This is a genomic window from Micromonospora sp. NPDC023966 (genome assembly GCF_040639095.1).
In the GTDB taxonomy this organism is placed as follows: domain Bacteria; phylum Actinomycetota; class Actinomycetes; order Mycobacteriales; family Micromonosporaceae; genus Micromonospora.
Genome location: NZ_JBEZZJ010000039.1, coordinates 20043 through 37653, shown reverse-complemented (window position 1 = coordinate 37653; position 17611 = coordinate 20043). Strand labels below are relative to the sequence as shown.

Sequence of the window (17611 nt, the reverse complement as noted above, 5' to 3'; positions counted from 1 at the left end):
GTTGAAACGATTCAGAGGTGCAGCGCGGCGTGGTTGCCCGTCGCGCCATCGTCCACCGTGGTGGAGCATCCGATAACCGTTGCGCGTAACTCGATCATGAGGAGGGGTCGGCGTGCCGGTCCAGACAAAAGTAAGCGTTTCACTCATCGGCGCAGGCCTTCGTCGAAAATCCTGGGCGTCATCACGGCGCTGGTCCTCGTGGCCATGTCCCCCCTGCAGGCACTCGCCGGCAGCGAGCAGCCGGCGCAGGAGGGGAGGCAGCAAACGGACCCCGAAGCGGGAGCCGCCCTGTCGGCGGCCCGCTTCGAGAATCCGCCCGGCGACAGCAGGCCCACGATGCTCTGGTTCTGGAACGGGACCATCACCGAGGACCTCGTCGACCGCCAGCTGACCGACATGCGCAGCGAGGGCATCAGCGAGGCCGTGATATTCCCCGATGCGACCGCGTCCCTGAAACCCGCCTTCTTCAGCGAGGGCTGGTTCGCAATGGTCGGGCATGCCCTGCGCGAGGCGCAACGGACGGGCATGAAGGTGTGGCTGTACAACGACCGCAGCTTCCCGAGCGGCCGCGCCGCAGGCTGGGTGGTGAACGGCGGTACGGTCGGCGACCGCGTCTATGAACGCCATCCAGAGCTGCGCGCGCAGAGCGTTGCGCGGAGCGAGCTCAATGCCTCAGGACCGGGATCGTTCGACGTCCGCGGGCGGTTTCCCGGGCTGATCCCCGCCTCGCTCAGCGTATCCGACGGCCGCCTGAAGGCCGACGGTGGCTACGTCACGCTCCTGGGCGGCGGGAGCGACTGGACCGACTACACGCTCTCCTTCGACACGCAGCCACTGCAGACGGCATCGCTGGGCGGCCACAACTACGCGCAGACCGGCTGGGTCTATCGGGCGCAGGACGCCGCGAACGGCTACATCTATCTGCTCGGCAACTACCCCCACGCGGGCGCTGCGGGGGGAAACCTCACGAAGATCATCTACAAGAACGGGGCGTACGCCTCGACCCGGGTGCTCCCGCTGCCGTTCAACGTGGTCAGCGGCCGGTCGTACCACGTCGAGACGCGCGTCGAGAGTGGCCACATCGTCACCTCGATCGACGGCACCGTCGTCGACGAGACGACCGACGCAACCTACGCGCACGGCACCATCGGCTTCCGGGAAGCGACCACGCAGCACGAGTCGGCCACCTTCGACAACCTGCGCGTGACCGCGCCGGACGGCACGATCCTCCATTCGCAGACCTTTGACTCGGAGTCCGCGCTGAGCGATTCCGCCACACCGGTGCCGGCCGACAACGTCGTCGGCGTGGCCGCGCTGCCGCTGCGCGACGGCGAGCCGGACCTGGGCGGACTCATCGACCTCACCGACCGCTTCCGCGAGGGGACGCCGTGGAGCGTCCCGAAGGGCGACTACCAGATCGAGTACTACCTCCACCATCCCCGCACAGACTTCGGCGGCGACGGGTACCTGAACCTGTTCGACGAGGAGGCGATCAGGCAATACATCCAGGTGGTCCACGACGAGTACTACCGGCGCTTCGCCTGGGCGTTCGAGGCCGGCGTCGTCCCGGGGCTCTGGGACGACGAGCCGCGGATCGCCACCGGGTACGGCACGGAGCCCCCGTGGTCCGACCTCGGATGCAGGGCCAGCGGTCCAACGGCGAGGCGTACTACCGGTGCCGCTACGCCCAGGAGTACGCCCTAGCCAACAAGATCGACCACCCCCGAAACGTCTACCTACGCGAACAAGACCTCGTGCCACCGCTCGACGCGGTCCTCGCCTCCGCCTTCGCCCCCACCGAATCCACGACACCATCGCCGCGATGGCGGACAGCCAAGACGAGTCTCAGCCAGACGACAGAGCCCGCGTGCTGGCCCGCGCGCAATCACCGACTGTGACACCAAGCTCGCCCGTCACCTGGCAGCACTGGAAGCCGGCGCCGATCCCAAGATCATCACGGGATGGATCGCCGAGGTCGAGGCCGGTCGTCGCCGCGCCCTCGCTGTACTCAAGGAGCCCAAACCGAGGCTTGCCCCGAGGATGAGCCGTGAGCAGATCACGCAACTCGTCCAGCAACTCGGCGACATCGCCGTCGCCTTGCGCGAGGCCGACCCAGCCGACCGCGCAGAGGTTTACCGGCAACTTGGACTCCGACTGACCTACCACCACCCGCCACAACAGAAAGCCCGCGGTCGACCGGAAGAGGCCACCCTGTCGCTCTCGGTTCGCGGGCATCCCGATCGATTCCAGCAGGTCCGGCAATGCCTTCATCGGGGTCGACGGACTGAGTTGCCCGCCAGGAGGCGCAAGTCCAGTCAGGTGCCGACGCGTCCACGTCAGTTCGCCGACGTCCGATCACCATGGGAGCACCAACCATGCTCGGGCGCTTATACCCCACCAACTGGCTCGTACTCCGGCCGCCGCCCAAACGGACCGCGGCGGTGGATAGGACATCGACGACTCACCTCAGTCGCTGGTTGATCTTGTTCAGAGCAGGAAGTACTCGGCCATGAGGCGCGTGACCCATGCCGGTTGCCGGACGGCGGTGGGTTGAAACTCGATCATCGTCGGTTTCAGGTCGATGACGGGCGTGCCGGTCGCGGCGTCGAGGCCGAGCACCTCGAGTACCCGGCTGTTCACGGACGTGATCCTGCAGGTGGTCATGCCGATGCGGTTGGGGCGGTGGGGCCCGCGGTCGGCGAAGACGCCGACAGCCGGCAGGTCCTTTCGGCCGCGTGACGGGCGGGGCCGGTAGTGGGGCCGTTCCGTGGCCCGGTCGAAGACGAAGAAGACGTCGACGTGGGAGAAGTCGGCCAGGCCGAGCAGACAGTCTTCGCCGAACCGTGGGTCTACCGTGATGGTGCTGGTCACCGCTCCCCAATGATCGGTCACGGCGATGTCCGGGCGGCTGTTGCGAACGGTTCCGATTGGCTGCACCACGAATTGCATCGTCTGCCCTGCCCTTCTAGAAGAGCGGCCGTGTGGGCGGCCGGTGGTTGTGGAGCGGTCAGCGGCGTCCGGTGAGCCGTAGACCGTCGCGGATGTTGCCTGCCATCAGGGCGAGGCTCGTCACGGCGGCGAGCACCTCGACTGTCTGGACGACGGAGTACGGGCCACCGAAGTCGCCGCGTGATGCGAACCGGTGCAGGGCGAAGGCGGCGGGAGCCAGCAGCAGCAGCCCGATACCGGCGATCAACGACATCCGGCGTTTCTTGGCCCCGATCCTGGCGTCGGCCGAGGTTCCGGCCATGCGGAATCCGGTCGCCCCGGTGATGACCAGGGCTGGGACGAGGACGAGTTGTCCCCACAGCACAGCCTGCCGGACGTCGGCGCTCCGGTGTGCGTCGAGGAGTGTCGTGATGATCGCCGTGAGGACGAGCAGCGCGGTCGCGGTGACGGCTGTCGCGGCCGCGGCCAGGTGAAGGCGTGTCAGCATGGGGCGCGTTCCTCCTGCGGGTGTCCGTCGGGATGGGCGACGGTCGGGTGTCATGTCCGGGTGCGGTACAGGCGCATGGTCAACGGGCCGAAGATCGCCACGAGTAGGACCGCAGCGAGGAGCACGCCACCGATCTGTGTAGGTTCGGCGGTGCCCTGCATCAGGCCTCTGGCAGCGTCGACGAGCAGGCTGACCGGGTTGGCCTCGACGAACGTTCGCAGCCATCCGGGCATGGTCTGGGGGTCGACGAACACGTTGCTGGCGAAGGTGAGCGGGAACTGCACGAGGAAGCTCACCGCCGAAATGGCGCTCGGCGTCCGAAGGACCAGCCCGAGCGTCGCCCAGACCCAGGACAGGCCAAAGGCGAACGCGAGGACGAGCGCGACCGCCAGCAGGACCCCGACGACACCGCCCTCGGGCCGGAAGCCCATGACGAGTCCGAGGGCGAGGACGAGTCCCGCGGCCAGGAGGTTGCGTCCGGCGTCGCTGATCAGGCCGCCGACGATGAGGGCCGGCCGCCAGATCGGCATGGATCGGAAGCGGTCGACGACGCCGGTGGTGATGTCGGTTTTGAGGTTGACTCCCGCGTAGACGGTGATGAGCAGGACCGCGAAGACCATGGTGCCTGGGAGGAGGAACTGAAGGTACTCGCGGGTCGAGCCGACCATTGCGCCGCCGAACAGGTACGTGAACATGACGGTGAACAGCACCGGGATCATGATCGCGTCGGCGAGCTGTTCCGGGACGTGCTTGATCTTCAGCAGGGCCCGCCAGGCGAACGTCAGGGACGCCGACACCGGACTAGCGCGCGGTGGCCGTGGCCGAGTCGAGACTGCGTCATGGAGTGCGTGGTCGATCGTGTCCGGCGTTGTCGGTGTCGTGGTCATGCTGCCTTCTTTCTGGCGTCGGTGCTGGCCTGGGGGCGGTGCCCAGTGAGGGCCAGGAACGCCTCGTCGAGGCTTGGTTGGCCGAGGGCGAACGTGGTGAGGTCGATCCCGGCCCGGGTCAGGTCGGTGAGCGCGAGCGAGGCGAACGTGGGGTCGTCCACCCGGGCTGAGAGCAGTCCGTCGTTGGCGTCGGCCTGGACCGCGACGCCGAGCGCGTCGGTCAGCCGGCGCGCGGCCTCGGCCCGGCGGTCCGGGTCGAGGACTTGGACCTGAACGGTGCCGGCGCCGACCGACGCCTTGAGCTGGGCGGGTGTGCCCTCCGCGACGATCCGGCCGCGGTCGACGACGGCGACGCGGTCGGCGAGGCGGTCGGCCTCCTCGAGGTACTGCGTGGTGAGCAGGACGGTGGTGCCCTCGCGGACGAGGGCGCGCACGATGCCCCACACCTGGTTGCGGCTGTGCGGGTCCAGGCCCGTCGTTGGCTCGTCCAGGAACAGCAGGTCGGGGGTGACGATGATGCTGGCGGCGATGTCCAGCCGGCGGCGCATGCCTCCCGAGTGGGTCTTCACGGTGGTACCGGCGGCGTCGGCGAGGCCGAAGCCGTCGAGCAGTTCGTCAGCGCGGGTCCTGGCCCGGGCACGGCTGAAGCCGAGGAGTCGGGCGAGGATCGTGAGGTTCTCGACCGCGGTCAGTTCCTCGTCGATCGTGGCGAACTGGCCGGTCAGACTGATCCGGTCGCGAACGCGGTTGGCTTCGTGCACGACGTCGTGGCCGAGCACCCGAACGGTGCCGCCGTCCGGTCGCAGCAGGGTGGCCAGGACGCGGACGGTGGTCGTCTTGCCCGCCCCGTTCGGACCCAGGAAGCCGAACACGCCACCGGCGGGCACGGCCAGATCCAGCCCGTCCACGGCGCGGCGGGCACCGAAGACCTTCACCAGGCCGGTGGCTTCGATCGCGAGCTCGCCGCGCGTCGGGTCAGTGCTCATCGACCACGGCCACATCATCCGCAGTGACCGCACTCGCCAGCGAGAACGCGGCCGCGGTCTCCGGGAGGTCCGGCGCGATCCGGCGGGCCGCCTGAAGGTGTTCGGCGGAATCCCACCGCCAGATTCCGACCACGGTCCGTTCGTCGATCCTCCCAAGTCGTGCCTCGACGAGGCCCGGGGTCGCCGAGCGGATCGCGGCGACCAGGTCGGTGTGCCGGGTCCGCAACGCGGCGACGGCAGCGGGTTCGATCGTGAAGCGGGTGAGAGTGATGACAGACATGCCTAGAACCGATCTCTAGAAGTTACCTCTAGTGAATGCTTCTAGAGATACGCTACAGCGGTGTCCAATGTCAAGAGCTGCAGAGGCGCAGCCAGCGAGCAGCAGAGACACGGCGGCGCATCCTCAATGGCGCGCTCGATCTGTTCGTCGCCAACGGGTATGGCGCGACGAACCTGCAGGCGGTCGCGGACCGGGCGGGGGTCGCGATCCAGACGATCTACTTCGTGTTCGGAACAAGCGCAAGCTGCTCAAGGAGCTTGTCGACGTCACGATCGTCGGAGACGACGAGCCGGTCGCCACGATGGAGCGGCCATGGTTCCGCGCCGCCATGGCGGCGGAGACCGCCGACGCCCTGCTGCACGCGCACGTGCGGGTACCGGCGCCGTCCTGTGCCGTGTGTCGGCCATCATCGACATGGTCGCCACCGCGACCGACGCCGGGGTCGCGCAACAGCGGCCAGCCGGCGAGCAGCCCCGGCTCACCGTGCGCACGGCCGTTGCCGAGGCTCTGGTCGCTAAGCCCGGAGCGCGGGACGGCGTCACCGCGGGGACCGCGGCTAACCTCTGCTCGTACTTCTAGAGCGAAATCTGTATCTACTGTTCGTCCGCGAGCAGCGCAGCCTCTACTGCCGGCGGGACCACGGCGGCGTGGTCAGCCGCGTGGACTGCCCTGTGGTCGCTGTCGGAGGTCCGCTGGGCTGCTGCGGCGACCGGCCTGTTCATGCTGGGTCTGCTGGCCCACCTGTTCCTCCGCACCAGACTGGCTTTCATGGGCGTTGTATCCGCGGCCTGCTACGCGGCTGGCGGGTGAAAGTCGGGATGGGCCGGTTTGCAGGCGCTTGGGGCACCCAACGGCCGCAAGTGAGCATGATCGTGAGGCCACCCCGATGCTGGTATCCAGGCGCTACCGGATCGCCGATCGGTGGTGGCGTTTGGTGTCCGCTACGAGGCTCAGGCGACAGGCCAGAACGCAACCACTGCCTTAAAGCGGGGCTTGCCGCTGCTCGCAGCCTCGGACGCTTCGCCGATACGCTCACACGTCGACCATCGGCTTGACGGCTCCTCGCGCGACGAACTCTAGGCCCAACGCCGTTCAGTTAGGGCGGCGGTCGGCGTGTCAAGGGTCGGGGTTGATGACGTCGATGCTGGTGGTGGCTTTGTAGCTGTGTCGGTCGATGTTCGGGCCGCGGGCTTGGTATTTGGAGTTCGAGCGTTTGATCATGCGGGTTTTGGTGCGCAGGCGGCGCTCGGGCGACAGGTTGGCCAGGACCTGAGCGCCGATGACGCCGACCAGGTCGATGACGGCGTCAGCGATGACGCCGGCGGCGTGCACGATCTGGTCACGGGCGGTGTTCAGGGCGGTGGTGAAGCTGGCCCGGTCGGGATCGAGGCCGGGCTGGCTGTCGGTGGCGTCGGCCATGGCGGTGCGTAGGAGCTGGTAGACGATGAGCAGGGCGTGGATTTCCTGATCGATGCCGTCGGGGGTGCGGGCGCGTAACACGCGTCCGGCGAGGATCGAGGATTTCAGTTCGAGGTAGGCGGTCTCGATCTCCCAGCGTTCGTGGTAGATACGGATCAACGCGGCGGCGGGATGGGTGTGGGGGTCGAGCAGGGTGGTGATCAGCCGGTAGTCGCCGGTGTGGGTGCCCGCGGTGGTGGTGATGCTGATCCGGGCTTCGACGATCCGGACGGTGAGGGCGCCGATCTTGGACAGCCAGGATCCGTCGGGCAGGCGGGCGATCATCGGCAGACGGCGGTTGGCCTTGGCGCGGATCAGCAGGTGCGCGCCGGTCGCGGCGATGGTGGCCAGCAGGTCGGCGGCGGCGTAGTTGCGGTCGGCCAGCAGCAGCATTCCTGGCTGCAGGCTACGGGTCAGCGTCCGGGCCTGGTCGAGTTCACCGACGCTGACCGGGTCGAACACGGCATCGATCACCGACCGGGTGCCGCAGGTCAGCAAGGCACTCAACCGCAGCTGGGGGTATCCGGAACTACCGTTGGTGCAGCGATGCTTGGTGTATCGGCCGGTGTTCGCCGGCGAGTCCGCGACGACCAGGGTGGTGCCGTCGATTACCGTCAGCAGCAGACCGTGCCAGCGCGCCTGCGTGGCGCTCGTCGCGGCAGGGCCACGGAGCAGGTCGAACAACGCCCGCACCGGGCGCGGGCCGAGGCGTTGCCGGGCCTGACGCAACGCGGGCGAGGCGATCGGCAGGCCGCGCAGGCCGCTGGTCAGTTTCGACCACACCTGCCGGTATCCGAGTTCGGCGAACAGGCATCCCGCGAGCAGCAGATACACCACTACCCGCGCCGGCAACAGCCGGACCCGCGACTGCGTACGTCCGGTCGCGGTCAGGACATCATCGACCATCTCGAACGGCACCAGCCGGGTCAGCTCGCCCAGATGACCCGGCGCGAACACCCCTGCGGCTATCGTCACCGACCGGGATATGGCAATCTGATCTGCCAGCGGAGCTCCAGGTGTCAGGGCGTCTTAGAGTGACCGCCCTCTATACCGGAGCTCCGCTGCTTTACGTCTCAGACACGCCTTGACACGCCGACCCCAGCCCTAACTGAACGGCGTTGACTCTAGGCCTCCACCAGGTACTCCATGCCATTGTGCGCGGAGCCACTACGACCGCGCTGCACTGCAGCGCTGCGTCCTAGGCATATCCACGACGCGACGACACGTGGCGAGCGAGTATCTGGGCGAGGTGTGCGTGCCGTTGCTGATGTTGTGGGCGCGCAGGCGACTGGCGTGGGTGTGCGGCGATTGCGCGGGCCGGCGGAACGAGGAAGGCGGCTGACCGCTTGCGCTCGCGCTAACCGCATAGCTGCGCGTGCAGCGTGTCGTAGACCCACCGCTCCCAACGCTCCGGGGTCCAGCCTCGGTCACGGACGAACAGGAGATACACCTCCGGGCTCAGCATGCCGTAGAGCACGTCGGCGGCGTACTCCACCGACACGTCCGCCCGTGCGCCGGGTTTGGCTACGAGGCTGGCAGCCGCGGCGGTCTGGACCTCGAGGCGCGGATCCCTGTCCTGCTGCCACAGGCTGGCCAGGCTTGGGTCTTGCGCGCTGGCGGCGCGCAGGACGTCCATGATCGACGCGACCCGTTGAAGAACCTGGGAGGTGCCCCGCACGAGCGCCCCCAGATGCGCCTCGGTGGTGTCGGCTGCGAGCGCGGCCTGGAACCAGTCGCGCTGCATCGTGGGGATCGGCTCGTCGTCGCCGGCGATGGTGACGTCGACCAGCTCTTTGAGCAGCGAAGGCTTGTTGCCGAAGGCGAAGTAGATGGTCTGCACGGCGACGCCGGCTCGCTCGGCGATGCTCTGCAGCGTCGTGGCTCCGTAGCCCTGTTCGACGAACAGTTCGTACCCGGCTTTCAAGATCCGCCGCCGCGTCTGCCGTGACTTCTCGCCCTTCTTGCCGGTGCTCTTGACCAGTTGCATGCCTGTACTGTAGCACTAGAATAAGTTTCTAGATATAAACTCTAGTGAGGGGTACAGGGATGGCTCTCATCCGGATAACGCGCTTCACCGCCGACCCGGCGGACGCCGACACCGTGCTGGAGCGACGCAGGAACCTCCTCGACGCGATCCGGTCGGCGTTCGGCGCTCCGACCGAGACCCGACTGATCCGCGTCGATGAACGGACGTGGGTGGACATGTGGCGGTGGGACTCGCCCGAGACCCTGCGCGCGGCCCTCGACGGCGCACCGCGCCTGCCGGAGGCCGCTGCGGCGTTCGCGGTCGCCCGCGATGTCACCGCGGAGCAGGGCGACGTGGTCGACGAGGATGTCTGGGGCCGATGACAGCCTCCAGCCACCTTGCCGTCGAAGCTTCCGGCCTGGTGAAGACGTTCGGCACGACACGAGCCGTGGACGGGATCGACCTGAGTATCCCCGGCGGGTCCGTGTATGGATTCCTCGGCTCCAACAGTGCCGGCAAGACGACTACGATCCGGGTGCTGGCCACACTGCTACCCACCGACGCGGGCACCGCACGGGTGTTCGGCCACGACGTGGTCCGCCATGCCCGAGCCGTACGCGACCGGATCAGCCTCACCGGGCAGTACGTCTCGCTCGACGACGGCCTAACCGCCCGGGAAAACCTCGATCTGCTCGGCCGGCTGCACGGTCACTCGAGAGCAGGCGCGGCGGCCCGGGCCGCAGAGCTGCTGGACGCGTTCTCCCTCACTGAGGCGGCCGGGCGGCTGGTCAGGACGTACTCCGGGGGCATGCGACGCCGGCTGGACATCGCCGCCGGCCTCATCGTCACGCCCGACCTGCTGTTCCTGGACGAGCGCACCACCGGGCTGGACCCGCGCAGCCGCAACGACGTGTGGAGCACGATTCGCGCCCTCGTCACCGTGCACCACCGTCCTACTGACGACCCAGTACCTCGGCGAGGCGGATCAGCTCGCCGACCACATCGCCGTCATCGACCACGGCATCCTCATCGCCCAGGGCCCCAGCAACCAACTCAAGGCATCGGTCGGGGGGTGGAGCGCCGCACGTCCGGCTGGACGGACCTGACGATCGAGCCACCGCCGAGCGGGTGCTGACGCAGGCGTTCGGTGGGCCCGTGACGCTGGACTCCGATCCCGCCGCGCTGACCGCACCGGTGCCGACGACTGGCGGGCGGGCTAGCGCCGACGGGGCGGCACACGCGCTGGCCGAGTTGTCAGGCGTCCGGGTCGCGGTCACCGAGTTCACTTCCGGACAGCCGAGTTTGGACAAGGTCTTCCTCGCGCTGACCGGACACTCGGCCACCGCGGACGCCGCGCCGAAGGAGAGGACCCAATGACCACGCTCGACACCGTGACCGATGCGCGCCGGTCCGGTGCGCGCCGCGGTGCGATGCTCGCCACCCGCTCGCGACCGTCCCGGCCCGGCAGCCTGCTGTTCAGCCGGCGCGCCCTGGCCAAGATCAGGGCGTGGCCCCGTCCAGATCTTCGACATCGCCGTCCACCCGGTCGTGTTCACCCTGATGTTCACGTACCTGGTCGGCGGCGCGGTCGGCGGGTCGACCGGCGCGTATCTCGGCTACCTGGTCCCCGGATCCTCGTCATGACACTGCTGGTGACCACCGGCACCACCGGCGCCGCGCTGAGCATCGACCTCGCCGGCGGCGCGTTCGACAGGTTCCGCACACTCTCGATCCGACCCGCCGCCCCACTCATCGGGGCAGTGGTCAGCGACGCGGTGCGGTACGCGCTCGCCTCGATGGTGGTCGTAGGTCTCGGCCTGGCGCTCGGGTTCCGCCCGCACGGTAACGCCCTCGGCGTGGCCGCAGCGGTGCTGCTCGTCGTCGCCTTCAGCGTCAACCTCTCCTGAATCTGGACGACGCTGGCGCTGCTCATGAAGTCGCCCGGCGCCGTGCTCGGCGTGACCCAGGCGCTGCTGTACCCGCTCTCGCTGTCCAGCAACATCTTCGTCGACCCGTCCACGCTGCTCGGACGACTGCAAGCATCCATCTATGTCAATTAGATCACCCACCTGGTGACCTCGGCCCGAGAACTCATGGCGGGCGGCGGAGTGCCCGGCCGCCAGCTCGTCTGGATCCTGATCGCCTGCACCATGCGGACGGCGATCTTCGCACCCCTGTTGGTACGCCTGCTCCGCACCAGATAACGACCCACCGCGCGGCCGAGGGGGCCGCTGGCACCCTCGGCCCCAACCGCAAGGAGACTTTATGATCGACACGACGACCGCGAAGCAGCGCTGGCTGAGTGCCCTCTGGCCCTTTGTGCAAGCCCACCTACCCCCGGCACCATCCCGCGTGCTGGAGATCGGATGCGGCCCGACCGGCGGCTTCGTCCCCGCCTTGCGGGAGTACGACTATGACGCCGTTGGCGTGGACCCGGCCGCACCGTCCGGGCCCGGCTACCACCAGACGGAGTTCGAAAACCACCAGCTGGCCGGCGCGGTCGACGCGATCGTGGCCTCGACCTCGCTGCACCACGTAAGCGACCTCGACCAGGTCCTCGACCGTGCCGTGGCGACCCTCGTACCGGGCGGCGTGCTCATCGTCGTGGAGTGGGCGTACGAAAATTTCGACGAGGCAACCGCACGATGGGCCTTCGACCGGCTACCCAACAGCGGCGAGCAAGGCTGGCTGCACAGCCACCGAGAGCTGTGGCATGCATCTGGTCAACCCTGGCGCACCCACCTGGGTGACTGGGCCCGACGCGAGGGTCTGCACAGCGGTCACGCCATCATCCAAGCGCTCCAGGCCCGGTTCCACACGCGGCTGCTCACCCGGACGCCTTACTTCTTCCCCGACCTGCATCCAAAGAGCGAAACCGACGAACATGCGGCAGCTGACTCCGGCGAGATCCAGGCCACCGGCATCCGCTACGTCGCGACCAGGCCTACAACCTGCGTGACTCCGATCGAAACGGCCCACAATGGGTGATCGAACCCGGAGAATGGTGCTTTCCACGTCGCCCCAGCGGTCCGAGTATTTTGCCAGCCGTTGCGGTCGCGCAGCCGGGCCGACCTGCCCGAGGTCGGTGTCTCCGCCGACCGCGGACCACACCGGCCCAACCGCACCGGCTACACCATCTGCGAGGTCGTCTCGGCAAGTCGGGCGGGAACTGCGGGTACGCGGACTGGAGCCGTCGACGGCACACCGGTCCTCGGCATCAACCCGTGATGTGCCAGTTCCTCCCAGACCACATCCGGCAGCCGGAGTGGGTTGACCGCCTGATGGCCGAGTACCTTAGTAGCTAGCGCTACGTCGGAGTGGCCCGGAGGGATCTCACCTACGGGCTCCCGCAGAACCGTGCGTAACTCTTCCCTGTTACACGAGGTCGAGGGCGCCAACCAGGCCGCCCTGCAGCTCTTCGACGTCTCGTGACGGCTGCCTACCCTGATAGATCTTTCGGCAACCGGCCGGGCAGCCACTACGCCGCTCCTGATGGCCGGTGTGACACCTGCCGCGGCGACCCTGGTCCTCGCCTGGCAACGCATCCAGCAGGCTGCCGACGGCCCTTCAGTCGCGCTTCGCAAGCTTGTCAACCAACAACCTACCGAAAGGCCCGCCGATGACGGATCAGAGCCGCCAACACCAGTCGTCCACACGCCACCCGGTGCTGGATGTCGCCACGGTCGGGAAACCCCACCCATTACTCGCCTACTTCCTCGATGCCGTCGACGGACGCTTCCCGCCTACCGACGGCGCGGTCGCGGTGGTACCTGCGCTGCCCCGGGGCCTCGAATGCTCGGTGGCCTTCACCGGCCATGCCGTGGTCGCCACCGCTCTACCCGCGGCAGACGTCCACGCTCACCGACCAGACGGCTTCGGCGCATCCCTGGCGCCGGACTTTCTGCGCTGCCTCGCCGGCTCTACGGGATGGATCGGCGTCATCGACGCCACGCTGGCAGGCCGCGGGACCGGCGGACCCCCGCGCCTGCAACGACTCGCCAACGTCGACGACCACCCCCGCGTGCGGCATGCCCGCCAACTCCGAACCGATGTCCGCGTCTTTGGTGATGAACGGGGCCTGATCACACTCGCCGACGGCCTGGCCGGACGACGCGAGCTAGGCGTCGAACTCCACCGCCCGCAGGAAGGCAGCCATGGGTACGGACGATCACTCCTCACCGACGCACTCTCACTGGTACCCGACGGCGAACCCGTCTTCGCCGCCGTCTCCCCAGGAAACGCCCGCTCCCTCCGAGCCTTCCTCACCGTCGGCTTCACCCCGGTCGGCGCGCAGGTACTGCTGCAGCCCAATCGAGCCGCGGAATGACCCGCTCCACAACCTCGACGGTCGGTCAGCAAGCCATTGAGCGGGCCCCCACAGCACGAGGCACCTGGACTATCCGCGCCGCCGTCGAAGGCGCTGTCGCCCACCTCACGACTGGAAGATCCTCAAGACCGGCTACCGCCGGTCTCTCCACGACCGCGATAGCCCGGGCGTCCGATCATGATCATCCGCGCCGGAAAGAGGATCGTATGGGCATCCGACTCGGCGGCATCGTCATCGACGCCAACGATCTCGACCTGCTCGCCCGGTTTTGGAGCGGGCTGCTCGGCCTCGAGATCACGCGTCGTGAGGACGGCTGGATCAGCCTTGGCCCTGACCTCGCCCTTCAGTCGGTTCCGGAACCGAAGACGGTGAAGAACAGGATCCACTTCGATCTGATTGCTGATGACTTCGCCGTGACAATTGCCCGCGCCACCGCACTCGGCGCCACCCCAATCGGGGGACTGCAGGAGAACCTCTGGCAGGTCTGGCGGGACCCGGAGGGCAACGAGTTCTGTATCTGCGTGTCCTGATCGCCAGCGTGCGCTGAGCCACCGCGCTTTCATGGACCTGCTTGATCGTAATCTGATGGTCGTGCGGAGGATGACTTTCCGATAGCACCGAAGACGTACCCCAATGAGCTACGCCAGCGTGCTGTGCCTTTGTACCGCGAGTCGTAGCCAAGGGGCTTGATCCCTGATCTCGGACAGTGGTTTATGCGGCTCGGGCCACCGTGCGCCAGCCGGCCGCATCCGAGGTCGTGGCGCTGCCCGGCACCACACACGATGGCCGAACCGGCAAATCGAACCGTGCCGGATCGAAAGCGGGGTCAAGCACTCAACTGCCGCGATTAGATCGCTACGCAGCGTCGCAGCCGGGTGGCCGGGCTCGCGGGCACAGCCGAGATGATGCGTCGGCTGTCCTGGTGGGATGGCCTGACCGCTCAAAAATGACTGGACGTCTGGGCGGCGAAAGCCCAAAGCGCGAAGGATCCAACGCGGTCTCACCGGCATCGCCGCGGGAGCGCACTCTACACTCGCTCGCGTGCAACGGCTGAAAGTGGAAGTCCTGGTTCCCAACGAACACGTGGAGGCCATCTTGGTGGCTCTGCACGCCAGCGGCGCCGGCCGGATCGGTGCCTACGACCACTGCGTCAGCTTGTGGCGGGTAGGCGGACGGTGGAGACCCCTTTTAGGTGCCTCGCCCCATAGCGGTCAGGTTGGCGAAGTCATGAGCGGGTCGGAGACCAAGGTGGAATCGGTGTGCGATGTCAGCCAGGCCCGCAAGCTGATAGATGCGATTCGCGCGGCCCATCCATACGAAGAACCAGTGATCCACTTGCTGCCACTGCATGAACCATCGACGGTGGCACTAACTTGATCTTTAACCTCCGCGGGTCCTCTGGGGACCCTGGCTGGTCAGGGAAACAGCCCTTGGTCGATGATCTTCTTGTCTAAGAGGCCGCGCAAGTTGGTCAGTGAGGATCGGGCGGGTAGGAGACGGGCACAGACATCATTGATCATGAAGGTTCCTACGCCTAGTGATCACTGGAACTCCTGTGCCCGCTGTCCCATCTTGGCTGAGCGACCCCTTGTGGGACCAGTTCGCCGCGCTGTTGCCCGCACGACCCGCCACCGATCCGAGCCACCCGCTGGGATGCCACCGCCGACGCATCGCCGACCGGATCGTGTTCGACAAGCTCCTGCAGGTGTTGCGGTTCGGCTGCTCGTATGAGGCAATCGCCGACTCGACCTGCTCGGCCACCACAATCCGCAACCGCCGCGACGAATGGATCAACCTCGGCGTGTTCGCCCAGCTCAAGGCAACCGCGCTCGACGCCTACGACCGCATCGTCGGCCTGCTGCTCGACGACCTCGCCATCGACGGGTGCATCACCAAGGCACCCGGCGGCGGCGAGGTCGCCGGCAGATCCCCCGTCGACCGCGGCAAGCAAGGCATGAAACGCTCGATGATGGTCGAGGCCCGCGGTATCCCACTGGGACGCGTCCTCACCGGCACCAACCGCCACGATTCCCCGCTGCTGGAACCCACCCTCGACCGGCTCGAAGACCTCGGTCAGCTGCCCGACGACATCACCGTGCACCTGGACGCCGGCTATGACTCCGCCGCCACCCGCGACCTACTCGCCGGACGCGGCCTGACCGGTGAGATCGCCCGCAAAGGCGTCAAGGCCCCTGTCCAGGCCACCCAGCGGTGGCACGTCGAGCGCACGAACGCCTGGCACAACGCCTTCAACCGGCTCCAACGCTGCTACGAACGCAAGGAAGACGTGATCCACGCCTACTTCGACCTCGCCGACGCGATCATCACCATCCGTAGCCTCATCCGCCAGGCCTGGACCCTCTACCGCTGGGACACCCGCTCCACCCGCCGACCATGAACCCGCCCAATTGCGCGACCTCTAAGGACGGGAACTTGCCTTGATAGGACCGGTCAGCGGACTGTACTCGGGCACCACCAGCCCGGTCAGGGTGTCGGGCAGCCTCGGCTCCCCGGGGTGGTCACCCGGTCCGCGCTGGGCTTCGATCGGCTCGGCATCCGAACGACCCTACCGGCCAGGTCACCCGCGGACGCCGAAGCATTCGTCGTGCGCGGATCTCCACTCCTCGCCGTTGGGGCCGTAGACGGTGAGGAAGACGTCGTACTCGCCGTCCTGCGCCTCGGTCTCGGTCTCCCGGACACTCCACCGACCGGTGCTCGACGTGGTGACCCTGTTCTCCCAGGTGATCCAGAGCCGGCCATTGGAGTAGAGCTTGCGGACCACGTCGATCTTTAAGTTGTCGTCGCCGGCCACCCCGTCGGCATTGGTCAGGATCGAGGTCCAGCCGACCGGGAATCCACCGGGCCCGGGGAAGTAGTAGTTCCTGCAGGTGGCATCCAGGCTGGCGTAGAAGACCCGGGTGCTCCAGATGTTCGACGCCTGGCTCTTCCCGGCGAGACTCGATGCGGTCACCTTGAACTCGTACCGGCTGCCGTACCAGAGGTAGGGCACGTAGGTGGCCGACGTGGTGAGCCACTTCTTCACCAGACTCCAGCCGCCGCTGCGGGTGGCGCGGTTGATCTCGCCCAGCTCTTTCGGGGTGAGGGCGCGGCGGGTGTTGGGCAGCCGGCGGGGCTTGCGCACACGGTGGGCGGGGCTGTCCGAGGCCGCGATGTAGCCGTCGGCGATGGCGCGGCTGTAGAAGGCGCGAGCGGCCGCGATGAAATGCTCGCCGGCATGTCGGCCGTGACGGGAGTTGCGGCGGGAGCGGGCGCCGGCGGTGGCCTGGCGCATGAGGGCTTCGATCTCGCTTGCGGTGACCGTATCGACGCGGCGGTCGCCGAGGGTCGCGGCCATGCGGTTCCAGTAGCTGCGGTAGCTACGCCGGGTGCCGGGGCTCGCCGCCGCCACAACATCGGGCAGATATTCGGCGACTGTCGGCACCGCACGGCTGGTGGTGTCGGTGAGGCCTGCGACGGTGAGGCCGAGATGGTCGAGCAGAGCTCGGGCGATGGTGACGCGGTCGGGGTCAACGCTCATCGGGGGCTCCGAGGATGTGGGCGTGCAGGTCGGCCAGGAGCGCGGTGATGGTGTTTGAGGGGTGCACGACGATCAGGTCTCGGCCGCGGAAGGCGGCCAGGAGCACCGGTTGACCGGGAGTGATGCCGCACAGGCGGCGGACGGCGGCCGGCAGGGGAAGCTCCTCACGGGCACCCACGACGTGCTCCCATCAGCGGCGGGAGTGATGAGCACCGCGGCGCACACGACGTCGACGCGCAGGGCGAGGCCAGGCGTCCAACCCAGGGCACGCAGCAGCGGACGGGCGGTCACCCGACCCGCGGAATCGGGGCGGGCGACGTCGAACAGCACCCCGCCGGACGGCTGGTCAGCGGGCGGCGGCAGGGTCGGCATAGGTGCCGGCTGCGGCGGCTCGGCCGGCAGTGGGGTGGGCACGAGCGCCTCGACGAGCTGCTCGTCGTGCCGGCGAGGAGAGGGCCGCCGGCGGCTCACGGCAGCCCCCGCCAGTGCGGCCGCGCCGCATTCAGCGCAGGCGGGATCGTCCCCCGAGATTCCTCATGAGCACGGATGCCACCGGTGGTGAACCGCTGCCCCGCCGCTACCGGTCGATCTTGCGCGAATCTCCACGAAAACCGGTGTCCGAGGGGGGATCGTGCACAAATTTACGGCACCCATGGTCAGCATGGGTGCTCATGCCGAAATCCTATAGCAGTCAGCGGGCACTGTGGAGAAGCAGCCGCTGGCCGGGGTGGTC

At 67.9% G+C, this 17611-nt stretch carries 22 protein-coding genes and 1 pseudogene; 13 read left to right on the top strand and 10 right to left on the bottom strand.

Features of this window, described 5'->3' with window-relative positions; all coding sequences use genetic code 11:
* The first annotated feature begins 204 nt into the window (after positions 1-204).
* Entirely contained in the window at positions 205-1704 is a 1500-nt protein-coding gene (locus AB0F68_RS30525; RefSeq protein WP_357344491.1) for a hypothetical protein, read from the top strand.
* 141 nt (positions 1705-1845) lie between these two features.
* Here the strand turns inward: AB0F68_RS30525 and AB0F68_RS30520 are convergent, their stop codons facing one another.
* From AB0F68_RS30520 to AB0F68_RS30495, 6 genes are all read right to left on the bottom strand, one after another.
* On the bottom strand, positions 1846-2271 hold the full coding sequence (locus AB0F68_RS30520) for a hypothetical protein (RefSeq protein WP_357344489.1): 426 nt from the start codon (positions 2269-2271) through the stop codon (positions 1846-1848).
* Between the two features lie 216 nt (positions 2272-2487).
* On the bottom strand, positions 2488-2949 hold the full coding sequence (locus AB0F68_RS30515) for an SAM-dependent methyltransferase (RefSeq protein WP_357344487.1): 462 nt from the start codon (positions 2947-2949) through the stop codon (positions 2488-2490).
* 58 nt (positions 2950-3007) lie between these two features.
* A complete protein-coding gene (locus tag AB0F68_RS30510) occupies positions 3008-3436 on the bottom strand; it encodes a hypothetical protein (RefSeq protein ID WP_357344485.1) in 429 nt (142 codons plus the stop codon).
* Positions 3437-3486: 50 nt separating this feature from the next.
* On the bottom strand, positions 3487-4233 hold the full coding sequence (locus tag AB0F68_RS30505; RefSeq protein WP_357344483.1) for an ABC transporter permease: 747 nt from the start codon (positions 4231-4233) through the stop codon (positions 3487-3489).
* Between the two features lie 86 nt (positions 4234-4319).
* Entirely contained in the window at positions 4320-5309 is a 990-nt protein-coding gene (locus AB0F68_RS30500) for an ATP-binding cassette domain-containing protein (RefSeq protein WP_357344481.1), read from the bottom strand.
* Positions 5299-5589: an antibiotic biosynthesis monooxygenase gene (locus AB0F68_RS30495; protein ID WP_357344479.1), complete on the bottom strand. Its 291-nt coding sequence runs from the start codon at positions 5587-5589 to the stop codon at positions 5299-5301. The genes AB0F68_RS30500 and AB0F68_RS30495 overlap by 11 nt, the downstream gene beginning before the upstream one ends.
* A gap of 35 nt (positions 5590-5624) precedes the next feature.
* Between AB0F68_RS30495 and AB0F68_RS30490 the strand changes: the two genes are divergently transcribed.
* Positions 5625-6107 (top strand): TetR/AcrR family transcriptional regulator, encoded by a 483-nt coding sequence (locus AB0F68_RS30490; protein WP_357344477.1) that lies wholly within the window; start codon positions 5625-5627, stop codon positions 6105-6107.
* Between the two features lie 598 nt (positions 6108-6705).
* On the opposite strand, the gene AB0F68_RS30485 is transcribed toward AB0F68_RS30490, so the two are convergent.
* Entirely contained in the window at positions 6706-8004 is a 1299-nt protein-coding gene (locus AB0F68_RS30485; protein ID WP_357344475.1) for an IS4 family transposase, read from the bottom strand.
* A gap of 400 nt (positions 8005-8404) precedes the next feature.
* Positions 8405-9034 carry a TetR/AcrR family transcriptional regulator gene (locus tag AB0F68_RS30480; RefSeq protein ID WP_357344473.1) on the bottom strand — a complete coding sequence of 210 codons (630 nt, stop codon included), beginning with the start codon at positions 9032-9034 and terminating at the stop codon, positions 8405-8407.
* Between the two features lie 59 nt (positions 9035-9093).
* Between AB0F68_RS30480 and AB0F68_RS30475 the strand changes: the two genes are divergently transcribed.
* From AB0F68_RS30475 to AB0F68_RS30425, 11 genes and pseudogenes are all read left to right on the top strand, one after another.
* Entirely contained in the window at positions 9094-9396 is a 303-nt protein-coding gene (locus AB0F68_RS30475; RefSeq protein ID WP_357344471.1) for a hypothetical protein, read from the top strand.
* Positions 9393-10390, top strand: a pseudogene (locus AB0F68_RS30470) (ATP-binding cassette domain-containing protein). The gene AB0F68_RS30475 and the pseudogene AB0F68_RS30470 overlap by 4 nt, the downstream one beginning before the upstream one ends.
* Before the next feature lie 263 nt (positions 10391-10653).
* Entirely contained in the window at positions 10654-10920 is a 267-nt protein-coding gene (locus AB0F68_RS30465; protein WP_357344469.1) for a hypothetical protein, read from the top strand.
* Positions 10921-10944: 24 nt separating this feature from the next.
* The gene (locus AB0F68_RS30460; protein ID WP_357344467.1) at positions 10945-11073 is read left to right on the top strand and encodes a hypothetical protein; all 129 of its coding nucleotides are present in this window, start codon (positions 10945-10947) and stop codon (positions 11071-11073) included.
* 12 nt (positions 11074-11085) lie between these two features.
* A complete protein-coding gene (locus tag AB0F68_RS30455) occupies positions 11086-11217 on the top strand; it encodes a hypothetical protein (protein ID WP_357344465.1) in 132 nt (43 codons plus the stop codon).
* Between the two features lie 61 nt (positions 11218-11278).
* Positions 11279-12001, top strand: a complete 723-nt coding sequence (locus tag AB0F68_RS30450) for a class I SAM-dependent methyltransferase (RefSeq protein ID WP_357344463.1) — start codon at positions 11279-11281, stop codon at positions 11999-12001.
* 60 nt (positions 12002-12061) lie between these two features.
* A complete protein-coding gene (locus AB0F68_RS30445; protein ID WP_357344461.1) occupies positions 12062-12241 on the top strand; it encodes a TrmO family methyltransferase in 180 nt (59 codons plus the stop codon).
* A 391-nt stretch (positions 12242-12632) separates the two neighbouring features.
* The gene (locus AB0F68_RS30440; RefSeq protein ID WP_357344459.1) at positions 12633-13340 is read left to right on the top strand and encodes a hypothetical protein; all 708 of its coding nucleotides are present in this window, start codon (positions 12633-12635) and stop codon (positions 13338-13340) included.
* Positions 13341-13546: 206 nt separating this feature from the next.
* A complete protein-coding gene (locus tag AB0F68_RS30435; protein ID WP_357344457.1) occupies positions 13547-13870 on the top strand; it encodes a VOC family protein in 324 nt (107 codons plus the stop codon).
* Between the two features lie 511 nt (positions 13871-14381).
* The gene (locus AB0F68_RS30430) at positions 14382-14717 is read left to right on the top strand and encodes a hypothetical protein (protein WP_357344455.1); all 336 of its coding nucleotides are present in this window, start codon (positions 14382-14384) and stop codon (positions 14715-14717) included.
* A gap of 178 nt (positions 14718-14895) precedes the next feature.
* On the top strand, positions 14896-15738 hold the full coding sequence (locus AB0F68_RS30425; RefSeq protein WP_357344530.1) for an IS5 family transposase: 843 nt from the start codon (positions 14896-14898) through the stop codon (positions 15736-15738).
* Between the two features lie 180 nt (positions 15739-15918).
* On the opposite strand, the gene AB0F68_RS30420 is transcribed toward AB0F68_RS30425, so the two are convergent.
* Entirely contained in the window at positions 15919-16878 is a 960-nt protein-coding gene (locus tag AB0F68_RS30420) for a hypothetical protein (RefSeq protein ID WP_357344453.1), read from the bottom strand.
* Entirely contained in the window at positions 16868-17056 is a 189-nt protein-coding gene (locus tag AB0F68_RS30415; RefSeq protein ID WP_357344451.1) for a hypothetical protein, read from the bottom strand. Before AB0F68_RS30415 ends, AB0F68_RS30420 begins: the two co-directional genes overlap by 11 nt.
* Between the last annotated feature and the right edge of the window lie 555 nt (positions 17057-17611).